12 protein-coding genes are annotated in these 11,434 nt (G+C 69.9%); 7 read left to right on the top strand and 5 right to left on the bottom strand.

What is annotated here, in order from left to right:
* Positions 1-23: 23 nt before the first annotated feature.
* The 4 genes from AB0395_RS17020 to AB0395_RS17035 all read right to left on the bottom strand — a co-directional run bounded on the left by AB0395_RS17020 (position 24) and on the right by AB0395_RS17035 (position 4,299).
* Positions 24-710 carry a neutral zinc metallopeptidase gene (locus AB0395_RS17020; RefSeq protein WP_366281518.1) on the bottom strand — a complete coding sequence of 229 codons (687 nt, stop codon included), beginning with the start codon at positions 708-710 and terminating at the stop codon, positions 24-26.
* Positions 711-891: 181 nt separating this feature from the next.
* The gene (locus AB0395_RS17025) at positions 892-2,361 is read right to left on the bottom strand and encodes a glutamate-cysteine ligase family protein (protein WP_366281520.1); all 1,470 of its coding nucleotides are present in this window, start codon (positions 2,359-2,361) and stop codon (positions 892-894) included.
* 38 nt (positions 2,362-2,399) lie between these two features.
* Positions 2,400-3,038 (bottom strand): response regulator transcription factor, encoded by a 639-nt coding sequence (locus AB0395_RS17030; RefSeq protein ID WP_366281522.1) that lies wholly within the window; start codon positions 3,036-3,038, stop codon positions 2,400-2,402.
* A gap of 46 nt (positions 3,039-3,084) precedes the next feature.
* Positions 3,085-4,299, bottom strand: coding sequence for a PspC domain-containing protein (locus tag AB0395_RS17035; protein WP_366281524.1), 1,215 nt, complete (start codon positions 4,297-4,299; stop codon positions 3,085-3,087).
* 142 nt (positions 4,300-4,441) lie between these two features.
* Between AB0395_RS17035 and AB0395_RS17040 the strand changes: the two genes are divergently transcribed.
* The 3 genes from AB0395_RS17040 to AB0395_RS17050 are packed head-to-tail and all read left to right on the top strand — an operon-like array spanning position 4,442 to position 6,877.
* Positions 4,442-6,061 (top strand): PspC domain-containing protein, encoded by a 1,620-nt coding sequence (locus tag AB0395_RS17040; protein ID WP_366281526.1) that lies wholly within the window; start codon positions 4,442-4,444, stop codon positions 6,059-6,061.
* On the top strand, positions 6,051-6,260 hold the full coding sequence (locus AB0395_RS17045) for a hypothetical protein (RefSeq protein ID WP_366281527.1): 210 nt from the start codon (positions 6,051-6,053) through the stop codon (positions 6,258-6,260). Before AB0395_RS17040 ends, AB0395_RS17045 begins: the two co-directional genes overlap by 11 nt.
* A gap of 41 nt (positions 6,261-6,301) precedes the next feature.
* The gene (locus tag AB0395_RS17050) at positions 6,302-6,877 is read left to right on the top strand and encodes a CGNR zinc finger domain-containing protein (protein ID WP_366281528.1); all 576 of its coding nucleotides are present in this window, start codon (positions 6,302-6,304) and stop codon (positions 6,875-6,877) included.
* 158 nt (positions 6,878-7,035) lie between these two features.
* On the opposite strand, the gene AB0395_RS17055 is transcribed toward AB0395_RS17050, so the two are convergent.
* Positions 7,036-8,022, bottom strand: a complete 987-nt coding sequence (locus AB0395_RS17055) for a helix-turn-helix domain-containing protein (protein ID WP_366281578.1) — start codon at positions 8,020-8,022, stop codon at positions 7,036-7,038.
* A gap of 122 nt (positions 8,023-8,144) precedes the next feature.
* Between AB0395_RS17055 and AB0395_RS17060 the strand changes: the two genes are divergently transcribed.
* From AB0395_RS17060 to AB0395_RS17075, 4 genes are all read left to right on the top strand, one after another.
* Positions 8,145-9,107, top strand: a complete 963-nt coding sequence (locus AB0395_RS17060) for an NADP-dependent oxidoreductase (RefSeq protein ID WP_366281530.1) — start codon at positions 8,145-8,147, stop codon at positions 9,105-9,107.
* Positions 9,108-9,464: 357 nt separating this feature from the next.
* The gene (locus AB0395_RS17065; protein ID WP_366281532.1) at positions 9,465-9,908 is read left to right on the top strand and encodes a VOC family protein; all 444 of its coding nucleotides are present in this window, start codon (positions 9,465-9,467) and stop codon (positions 9,906-9,908) included.
* A 7-nt stretch (positions 9,909-9,915) separates the two neighbouring features.
* Entirely contained in the window at positions 9,916-10,809 is an 894-nt protein-coding gene (locus tag AB0395_RS17070; protein WP_366281534.1) for a pyridoxamine 5'-phosphate oxidase family protein, read from the top strand.
* Between the two features lie 31 nt (positions 10,810-10,840).
* Positions 10,841-11,275 carry a nuclear transport factor 2 family protein gene (locus AB0395_RS17075; protein WP_366281535.1) on the top strand — a complete coding sequence of 145 codons (435 nt, stop codon included), beginning with the start codon at positions 10,841-10,843 and terminating at the stop codon, positions 11,273-11,275.
* Positions 11,276-11,434 lie beyond the last annotated feature (159 nt).

The raw sequence follows: 11,434 nt of genomic DNA on the forward strand, positions 1-11,434 counted from the left end.
AAGGCGGCCCCGGCAGGCGTGCCTCAGCAGGCGGCGGTGCCCTGGTTGTAGCCCTTCGCGAAGACCGCCTGGCGCTGCACGGCCGTACCGTGGGCGTCGGGGCGCAGCCAGTCGTCGGTCGGGTCTCCCGCCGCGGCGAGGTTCATCAGCAGCTCGTCCTCGTCACCGGGATCCGCCTGGAGCGCCCCTCCGTTGACGAGCGCACTCAGAGTGCCGCCCGCATAGCAGTCGGCCTGGAGCTCCCGCTCAACGTTGAGCCTGAAATCGTTGGTCAGCTGCGCCTGTACGGCGTGCCCGAACTCGTGCGGGATGATCACGTAGACCGAGCCGTCGCCCATCTCGTTGTAGAGCTTGCGCATCCAGGTCTCGTCGTAGGCGATGAAGTGCCCGGCGGGGCAGTAGAAGGCGTTGTTCGGCACCGAGGGTTCACCCCCGCAGTCGGGGCCGTCCTCTCCCCGGTAGGGGACGAAGGAGGCGACGGGACGGTAGGTCCGCCCGTTCGCGGCGAAGGTCTGTTTCCAGTAGGCCTCGGTGAGCTCCCTGGCCAGCTCGACGTCCGACTCGAACGTCTGCCCCCGCGCGCTCGGGGACGCCGGGGTCGCCCCGGCCGCGGGGGCCTCGCCCGTTCTGACGACACCCCCGCAGGACGCGACCGTGACCGCCAGGAACATGACCGCCGGGAGGACGAGAAGGTGGCGCAGGCGCTTCATGGACTTATCGTGACCCAACCGGAGATTCCAGCGCGAGGAAATCCACGAGCCGTGGCGAGAACGTTCCCTGACCACGCGCCGCGCATCGGCGCCGAACATGCGGTCATCACCACTCGCCGTACCGGCGCCTGGGAGAAGCCACCCGGTGAAGGCATCACACGAGTCGCACAGAGGCTGGAGGTCAGTGGGACGGCCAGGTGTGGACGGGCTGGTTGGTGTGCATGTGCTCGATGTAGCGCAGGGTCATCCGGCGCAGTGCCTCGTGCCTGTCCAGGCCGCCCAGCGCGTCCACGGCGTCGACCTGCCAGTTCGCCCCCGTCCTGCCCGTCACGCACCGCCGTTCGATGATCGTGAGCAGCCTGTCACGTACCCCCGCGTCGACGCCCCGCAGGTCGAGGCCCTCCTGGGCGAGGGGCAGCAGGCGGCGCAGGATCAGCTCGGAGGCGGTGACCTCGCCGACTCCGGGCCAGTAGAGGCGGGCGTCCAGGCCGTCCCTGGCGGCGGCGTGCAGGTTGTCCCGCGCGGCGGCGAAGGACATGCGCGTCCAGACCGGGCGCTCCACGTTGGGGAGCACGCGCATGAGGCCGTAGTAGAACCCCGCGTTCGCCGCGATGTCCGCGACCGACGGGCCTGCGGGCAGCACCCGGTTCTCGACCCTCAGGTGCGGGATACCGTCGACGACCGCGTAGACCGGCCGGTTCCACCGGTAGATGGTCCCGTTGTGCAGGGTCAGCTCGCCGAGCTCGGGCGGAACCCCCCGGTCCAGTTCCTCCTGCGGGTCCGCGTCGTCGCACAGGGGCAGCAGCGGAGGGAAGTAACGCGCGTTCTCCTCGAACAGGTCGAAGACCGAGGTGATCCACCGCTCACCGAACCACACCCTCGGCCGCACCCCCTGGGCCTTCAGCTCGACAGGGCGGGTGTCGGTGGCCTGCTCGAACAACGGGATCCTGGTCTCGTGCCACAGGTGCCTGCCGAACAGGAACGGTGAGTTGGCCGCAACCGCGACCTGGACCCCGGCGATGGCCTGGGCCGCGTTCCAGTTGGCCGCGAACGCCGAGGGGGCGACCTGGAGGTGGAGCTGGACGCTCGTGCAGGCCGCCTCAGGGGTGATGCTGTCGGCATAGGTGTCGAGGTTCTCGTCACCCTGGATCGACAGGTGCATGTCCTCCCCCCTGGCCGCGAAGATCTGCTCGTTCAACAGCTTGTAGCGGGGGTTGGCGGACAGGGTTCCCTCGTGCACGTCGCTCTCGCGCAGCGTGGGCAGGATGCCGACCATCACCAGGTGCCCACCGACCGTGTCCGCCCGCTCCTCCGCGTGGTTGAGCCGGTCCCGCACCGTCTTCTCAAGACGTACGGCGCCGTCCCCCTCGAGCGGTTCCGGCAGGACGTTGATCTCGACGTTGAACTGGCCGAGCTCGGTCGCCCAGTCGGGCTGCGCGATCGCCGCCAGCACCTCGGCGTTCTTCATCGCGGGCTCACCCCGGTCGTCCACCAGGTTGAGCTCGATCTCCAGGCCGGCCCTCGGCCGGTCGGCCTCGAACCTGAACTCGCGCAGCATCCGCGCCAGGGCGTCGAGAGACCGGCGGATCTTGTCCCGGTACCGTCGGCGGTCCTCCGGGCTGAACACCATGGCAGGTACGTCACGACCCATACTTCGCAGAGTCGCACATAAGTTACAGGTAGTACAGATCACACCAAACGTCGCGCTGTCGCCCAGCGTGAGAGCTCGTGCCGGTTGGAGAGCTGGAGCTTGCGCAGGACGGACGAGACATGGGTCTCCACCGTCTTGACCGAGATGAACAGCTCCTTGGCGATCTCCTTGTAGGCGTAGCCTCTGGCGATCAGGCGCAGCACCTCGCGCTCCCGCTGGGTCAGCGAGTCGAGTTCGGGGTCGATCGGCGGGGCCTCGCTCGAGGCGAAGGCGTCCAGCACGAAACCCGCCAGCCTCGGGGAGAAGACCGCGTCACCCTCGGCAACTCTGCGGATCGCGTCGGTGAGCTCACGGCCGCTGATGGTCTTGGTGACGTATCCCCTGGCGCCCCCGCGGATCACGCCGATGACGTCCTCCGCCGCGTCGGAGACCGACAGGGCGAGGAAACGGACCTGCGACCCCGACCCGAGGACGCGGCGCAGCACCTCCTGGCCCCCGCCACCGGGCATGTGCACGTCGAGCAGCACCACGTCGGGCTGGAGCTCGGCGATGGCCTTGACCGCGGACTCCACGTCCTCGGCCTCCCCGATCACCTCGACCGAGTCGCCCAGCTCGGCGCGGACGCCGGAGCGGAAGAGGCGGTGGTCGTCGACGATCAGAACCCTGACGGTGCTCATGAAAACTCCCTCGCCGCCCACGTGCGGTACCTGCAGGACCGCTCGTTCACGCCTTCTCCAATTTCATGGTCAACATTACTTCCGTCCCCTCACCCGGTTCGGTCCGCACCCGGGCGCTGCCGCCGTGGCGTTCCATTCTGCCGATGATCGACTGACGGATGCCCATCCGGTCCTCCGGGACGTCCTTCATGTCGAAGCCGACACCCCGGTCACGGATGAAGATGGTGACCTCATCCGGCTCCACCTCGGCGTAGACGGAGATGACCGACGATCCAGAGTATTTCGCGGCGTTGACCATAGCTTGCCTCGCCGCCTGCATCATCGCGGAGAGCTCGGGGGTCAGCGGGCAGTCACCGACGCAGACGATCTCGATGGGCACGCCGTGGGCGTCCTCCTCCTCGGCCGCGACGCGCCGCACGGCCGCGGCCACCGTCGCGTCCGCGTCCTGCTTCGGCTGGTAGAGCCAGTTGCGCAGCTCACGCTCCTGGGAGCGGGCCAGCCGCATCACCTCGCGTGAGTCGTGGGCGTTGCGCTGGATCAGCGTCAGGGTGTGCAGCACGGAGTCGTGCACGTGCGCGGCGAACTCGGCGCGTTCCTCCTGCCGGATGCGCTCGCGACGCTCCCGCTGGAGCTCCTTCCACAGGGCCGCCAGCCAGGGGGCCGCGATGAACGCGACGCCTCCCACGACGACCAGCGTGAACATGATGCCCGGACGGGCGTTGTCCAGCTCGTTGGTCGCCGCCAGGAAACCGATCGCGCCGACGACGACGAGCACCAGGCCGACGAGCGTGCGGACCCGGTTCTGGCGCACCTGCCCGACCGTGTTGCTCATCCAGCGCCGCCGCCGGTCGGGGTCGGCCTGCTGCCACAGGATCAGCGAGCCGATGCCACCGACCGCGATCGGCCACGCGCCGATCCCGCCCGTCGAGGCGCCGGTCAGCCAGCCGAGGGCCAGCAGCGCCAGTCCGATCGCCCCGTAGGCGGCGAGCTGGCTCCAGTCCCTGGAGGGCTCCCGCCCCTCGTACGGCTCGCGCGGGGTGAACATCCACAACGCCGCGTAGGCCACGGCGCCGATCCCGCCCAGTACGGTGAGCAGCACGAAGGCGAGCCGCAGCACGACCGGGTCGAGCCCGAGCTGGGCGGCGGCGCCCTCGGCGACCCCGGCGACCAGACGCCCCTCGACCGGCCTCATCAGCCGGGGGAAGGCGGGTTCCTGGGAGGTCGCGGGTGCCGCGTCGCGAACTGTCTTTCTGTCAGCCATATCATCAGCATCGTCACATGTCGGGGGCGGTCCTCGCATCAGGCCTTCCCCTGAAGGGACCCTGAGAGAGGCGGATCCGCTCGGGGACGACTCAGGGGTCTCCCGGATACGATCGCGGCCCCAGAAGGACCACGATAGGAACATGAACGACACCGGGAACGCACAGGACCCGGCGAGCACACCGTCCGACTCGCCGCCCTTCTTCTCCCAGCACGAGGAGAGAACCCTCAGCCGCGGCGAAGAGGGCCGGATGCTCACCGGCGTCTGCGCGGGCCTCGGCCGCTACGCGAGGGTCGACCCGGTGCTGTTCCGCGTCGGCTTCGCCGCGCTGGTCCTGGGTTCCGGGATCGGCGTCATGCTCTACGTGGCCGCCTTCCTGCTCATGCGGGAGACGAATGGCGGCCCGGGATACATGGAGCAGTGGACCAGGAGAAGCTTCGACAGCGAGACCGTGCTGGCCCTGCTGACCGGCGTCTTCGCCTTCGGCCTGATCATCAACGTGTCCTCGGAGGGCATCGGCACCGGCACGGTCGTGGTCGCCACGCTGTTCGCCATCGCCCTGCTCACCGCGCACTCGCGCGGTGTCGACCTGCTGGCCGTCGCCCGCTCCCTGCCCGACCGGCTGCGTGGCCGCCGGGGCTTCGGGACGCAGCAGCCGCCCGCCCCGTTCGCCCAGGACGCCGCCCCCGGCAGGCCGTCCGTCAAGGAGCCAACCCCGCCCGCGCAGACGCCCCTGGTCACGGAGCCGGAGCCGTATCCGGGGACGCGGGAGCATACCGCGGAGCCGTACCGGCAGCCGACGTCCCATCCCGCGACGTGGGAACGAGCCGAGACGTTCACGACCGCGCACGCGGCCCCGCCGCCGGAACCACCGGAACCACCGCCGGCGCCACCGCCGCCACCGCCGCCGTCAGCACCGCTGTCGGCACCGCCGCAGCCCGGCACATCGCAGACGGGGAGCGCCTCGCCGGCCGGACCGGCGCAGGCGGCCTCGTACGGCTCGGCGACGGTGTCGTTCGACTCCTCGGGGGAGCCGTTCTCACCGTACGGGCCCTACCAGCCCCTGGATCCCCGCAGGAGGCAGCAGCCCCACTCTCCCTACGACCTCTCCAGGTACGGCTCGCCGGTCGCGACAGCGCCCGCGCGGAAGCGGCCAAGGTCGTTCGTCGGGGGCATCACCATATTCCTGGCCATGATCGTCGGAGGAATCATCGTGGCGATCCAGTCCACGTCCGGGTCGGTGAACATGACGGCCGTCGGCGGCGCGATGCTCATCACCGTCGGAGCAGGCCTCCTGGTCGCCACCTGGTTCGGCAGGGGCGCGGCCCTGGTGGCGGCGGGCACCGTCATCGCGCTCGCCCTCGTCGCGGGGTCGACGATCACCGGCATGCCGAGAAAGTTCGGCAGCTACCGCTGGGAGCCGTCCAGCCTGTCGGAGGCGGCCCGCACCTACTCGGTCGGCATCGGCGAGGGCACCCTGAACCTGAGCGATCTGTCGCTGCCTCCGGGGTCGCGGACCGTCTTCGAGGCGTCCGTCTCCGTCGGCCAGATCGAGGTGATCCTTCCTGCTACGGCCCGCGTCGAGGTCAACGGGTACACCAAGCTCGGCGACGTCAAGATCGACCACTCGGTCGCAGGCGGGGCCGACGTCCACCACGACAAGATTCTGGAGCCCGAGGTGCAACCGCGGGGCGACGTCGCGACCATCGTCCTGAACGTCAAGGCGGGCATCGGAGACGTGGAGGTACGGCGTGCGGCCTGAGACCGACCCCGCCGTGCGCGGACGATGGCACCGCACCGACTGGATGGCCCTGCTCAGCGGCCTGCTGTTCATCGTCTCAGGGATCCTCTTCATCAGCCTGCCGGACATCGAGCCGCTGGTCATGCTTCCCGTCATCCTGGGCGGACTGGGCGTGGCCGGCCTGGCCGCCATCCTCGCCAGGGCGTTCAGGCGCCGATAGACCTCACGGGTAATGCCCCTAGAAGGCGTTAGACTGCGGACATGCTGGTCCTGGAATTCGTGAACACGGTCCACGCGAGGCGAGGCAGGCCGGGGGACGACCTCTCGGACGTCGAGGGCATGACCGCCTGGGGCCTGGCGCACGCGGCGGAGCTGGGGCTCGGCCCGTCCTTCGCCGCCTCTGAGGAGTTGCGGCACGAGGTGGTCAGGCTGCGGCAGGCCGTACGGGCCCTGTTCGCGAGGGCGGTGGCGCCCGGCCCGGCGAGCGGGGCGGACGTCACCCGGCTTCCCGGCTTCACCGAGTCCCTCGCCCTGGTCAACGCCACCGCGCTGGCCGCACCGGTCGCCCCTCGGCTGGAGTGGCCGCGAGAGGGCGCCCCCGTGGCCACGCGCGTCCTCACCGGTGAGAGCGGGGAGTCGGCACGCGTCCGCGCCGTCCTCGCGACGGCGGCGATCGAGTTCCTGGCCGGGCCGTACGGCGAGCAGCTTCGCACCTGCGGCTCCTCGCCTTGCGTGCTCTATTTCGTCAAGGAGCGCCCCCGCCAGGAGTGGTGCTCGGTCAGGTGCGGCAACCGGGCCCGCGCCGCCCGCCACTACCACCAGCACAAGGCGCACTGACCCCCCCGGGCCCCGGGCACCCCTCGTCACGGTTCGCCGACCGCACTCGCGCCAAGCACGCCAGGATCCATGAACTGAAGGTGGCAGGGCACAGCCTTCGAGTACCTGCGCCCCAGCGAGTGCCGGGACGGAATGCCATCCACCGAAGCCTATGTGCGTCAGATATCGGCGTACGCGGACGGCGATCCGTGCGCGTGGAAGGTGCGCCGGTAGGCCATCGGCGAGACGCCGATCGCCGCGTGCAGGTGGTGGCGGAGCGAGGATGTCGTGCCAAAACCGGTCTGGTGGGCGATGAGGTCGATGGGTAGGTCGCTCGCTTCCAGCAGATGACGGGCCCGGTCCACGCGCTGCCGGATCAGCCACTGCCCCGGCGGCATGCCGACCTCCTCGCGGAAGCGGCGGATAAACGTGCGTGCACTCATCCGCGCGTGCGCGGCCAACTCCGACAACGGCAGCGGCTCGTGCAGACGTTCCAGGGCCCAGGCGCGGGTGTGCGCGGTGCCGGCCGTCGACGGTGCCGGCACGGGCCGTTCGATGTACTGGGCCTGGCCGCCCTCGCGCCACGGCGGGACAACACAGCCACGAGCCACCTTGTTCGTCACCTCGCTGCCGTGGTCGCGGCGGACAAGGTGCAGGCACAGGTCCACCCCGGCCGCCGCGCCCGCCGAGGTCAGCACATCGCCGTCGTCGACGAACAGCACGTCCGGATCCACCCGTACACGAGGGAAGAGCCGCTGGAAGTGCTCGGCGTGGTGCCAGTGCGTGGTCGCCGGACGGCCGTCGAGCAGACCCCTCGCCGCCAGCACGTACGATCCGACGCAGATCGACACCATGCGGGTGCGCGGCCGCACGGTCGCGAGCGCGGCGTCGAGCGGCTCCGGCAGCCGTCCCAACTCGTGGATCATCCCGGCACCGAAGGCGGCGGGGATGACCAGGGTGTCCGCCGTGGCGAGCGCCTCCGCTCCATGCTCGACGGCGACGCTGAAGTCCGCGCTGGTCCGTACGGGGCGGCCGTCGACGGTGCAGGTGATGACTTCGTACAACGGTTCACCGTTCGGGCCCTCGGCGATACCGAAGATCCGGGACGGGATGCTCAGCTCAAACGGGATCACGCCGTCGAGGGCGAGTACGACGACGCGATGCATGGCGTGATCCTTGCGCACAATGGCAATCATGCCACTTCTTCAACGTCCGTCCATCGCGGAGGCTGGTCACGGGTGCCGCAGTCGGCGGCGCACTCATCCCGGCACTAACGGAGCGTTCTCCCATGAGCGAAGACACAACGACGACGGCACGGATGCGCGCGATCATCCAGGAGTCCGCGGGCGGCCCCGAGGTGCTGACCCCGGCCGAGGTGGACCGTCCTGAGCCGATGCCGACGGAGGTCCTCGTACGGGTGCACGCGGCCGGCGTCAACCCCACGGACTGGAAGTCACGGGCGCAAGGCAGACTGCTGGGCGACCCGCCCGCCATCCTCGGCTGGGACGTGTCCGGGGTGGTCGAGGCCGTGGGACTCGGGGTCACCCGCTTCCGGCCGGGTGACGAGGTCTTCGGCATGCCGCGCTTCCCGCACAAGGCGGGCGGCTACGCGGAGTACGTGACCGCCCCGTCGCGGCACTTCACCCGTAAGCCGGCCGGACTCGACCACGTGCACGCCGCGGCGCTGCCGCTGGCGGCGCTCACCGCGTGGCAGGTTCTCGACACCGCGAATGTGCAGCCGGGCCAGCGCGTGTTGATCCATGCCGCAGCCGGCGGGGTCGGCCATCTGGCCGTGCAGCTCGCCAAGCATCTCGGCGCGTACGTGATCGGGACCGCTCGTACGCCCAAGCACGCCTTCGTACGTGCGCTGGGCGCCGACGAGGTGATCGACTATACCGAGGAGGACTTCGCCGACACGGTCCGCGACATCGACCTGGTCATCGACAGCATCGGTGGCGACTATGGGACGCGTTCCCTGCGGACGCTGCGCGACGGTGGCACCCTTGTCCAGCTCGCTTTGGAGCCTGACGAGGACCTCCTTCGGCAGGCCGGGGAGCGCGGCATCTGGGCGGGCTTCGTCCTCGTCGAGCCCGACAACGCCGCGATGGCAACGATCGCCGAGCTGGTCGAGGCGGGGCGGCTGCGCGTCGAGGTCGACACCGTCCTGCCGTTCGAGCAGGCGGCCAAGGCTCACGAGCTCGGCGAGACCGGCCGTACCACCGGAAAGATCGTGCTCACCGTCGCCGGATGACCGGCCAACACCACCGCGTTCGACAGGGCCAAGCCCCCTGTCGTCTCCTTCGACCCGTACTTCGGCCACGTCATGAACAGCGCCAGGTCGACGGCCGCGGTCCGCCGATCTCGCCCCGTCCGAGCGCACCAGCGCACGTACAGCACGATGTGCCCCGCGTACGCATGAGTCGTCAGCTCAGCCTGATTCTCATCCGGCGATCCCCCGCGGCCTCCAGCAGGCTCCCGTCGCCATGCCCCCTCTCAAGAGTGACCTACATCACATATTTCTAACGGGCAAACTCATGAAATCCCGTTATATTGGGTCACATGACTTCTATCGGGCTCAGCCGCTGGAAGCCGTGAGAGGAGAACAGTGATGTCCTTCCAGACCGGCCATGTCGGCCTCAACGTCTCCGACCTCGACAGGTCGAAGGATTTCTATCTGAAGGTCTTCGGCTTCGAGGTCTTCGGCGAGTCGGACCAGGCGGACCGCCGCTACGCCTTCCTCGGTCTCGACGGCAAGCTCCTGCTGACCCTCTGGCAGCAGAGCGAGGGCCGCTTCGCCGCCGGGCTGCCCGGCCTGCACCATCTGGCGTTCCAGGTGCCGGACATCGAGACGGTCCGCGCGGCGGAGTCCGTGATCAGGGAGCTCGGCACGACCCTCCACCACGACGGCGTCGTGCCGCACCGTGAGGGCGCCTCCTCGGGAGGTGTGTTCTTCGAGGACCCCGACGGGATCCGGTTGGAGATCTACACCGCCGACGGCGCCGATGAACGTCCCGCACCGAGTGCGGGCGCCCCCACCTGCGGCTTCTTCTAAAACGGCCATGAGACACGTGGGAGAGCTCGCGGTGCAGCAGCGGGCCGGGGTCCGCGGGAAGGAGCTTGGCTCCGCGAGGGCCAGGCCGGAGATCCCGGCGGTGGCGGCCGAGTTCCTGCTGCGGCAGCGAATGCTGCTGATCGGGGCCGAGGACCGGGACGGACGGCTGTGGGCGACCGTCCTGACGGGGGAGGAAGGGTTCGCCGAGGCCGTCGACGAGCGGACGCTCGTGATCGGAGCGGTGCCCGGCGAGCACGACCCGCTGACCGGGCTTGAGGAGGGAGAGATAGGGATGCTCGCGATCGAGCCGGGCACCAGGCGCAGGATGCGGGTCAACGGCACGGTTCACCGGCAGGAGGGGCGCCTGGTCGTACGCACCGAGCAGACGTACGCGAACTGCCCGAAGTACATCCAGGCGCGGGACGTCTCCGAGGAACGCGGAGGCCTCCCCGGAGAGGCGACGGCCGGACAGACACCGACCGCCGGGCACCGGGCGTGGATCGAGCGCGCCGACACCTTCTTCGTCGCCACCCGTGCGCCCGGCCTCGGAGCCGACCTGTCGCACCGGGGCGGCAACCCCGGGTTCGTACGGATGACCGGCGAGCGGCGGCTGGTCTGGCCGGACTACGTCGGCAACTCCATGTACATGACGCTCGGGAACCTGGAGCTGGACGAGAGCTGCGCCCTGCTCTTCCTCGACTGGGAGAGCGGCGACGCGCTGCACCTGACGGGGCGGGCACGGGTCGACTGGGATCCGGGTGACGTCCCCGGCGCGCAGCGTCTCGTGGAGTTCGACGTGGACCGGTTCGTTCACGTCAGGGGGGCGAGCCCGCTCCGCTGGACGTTCGACGGGTATTCCCGTTTCAACCCGCCGGTCGCGAGGTCCGTGCGGATCACCTAGCCCCGGCGAGCGGGCGGGAAGGAGAAAGATCATGAACTTCACCGAGGAGACGGCCAGGGCCAAGGTGCGGGCCGCGGAGGACGCCTGGAACACGCGGGACCCCGAGCGGGTCTCCCTCGCCTACACACCCGACTCGGTCTGGCGAAACCGGGACGAGTTCCTCACCGGGCGCGAGGAGATCAGGGAGTTCCTCACCCGCAAGTGGGCCAGGGAACAGGACTACGCGCTCCGCAAGAACCTGTGGACGTTCGGCGGGAATCGCATCGCCGTACGGTTCCAGTACGAATGGCACGACGCGGACGGCCAGTGGTGGCGCAGTTACGGCAACGAGCTGTGGGAGTTCGCCGACGACGGGCTGATGCGGCGGCGCGAGGCGAGCATCAACGACGTCCGGATCGACGAGGCGGACCGCCGCATCCTGGGCGCCCGCGCCCAGGATGACCAGGAGGACCTCCCGCTTGCCTGACCCCGGCCCGGTATGAGCCCTGAGCCGGACATCCGCCCGTCCCCCTGCCCGGCGGGGGCGGGCGACCGGCTTGAACAGGGCCTTGACCGGGCAGGACAGGGGCGTACGTTCACTTCTGGCGGCTCTCACGTTCCGGGCCGTCACAGGTGCACCGGGGAG

Origin of the sequence: Streptosporangium sp. NPDC051023 (assembly GCF_040689595.1) — a bacterium.
Lineage (GTDB): Bacteria > Actinomycetota > Actinomycetes > Streptosporangiales > Streptosporangiaceae > Streptosporangium.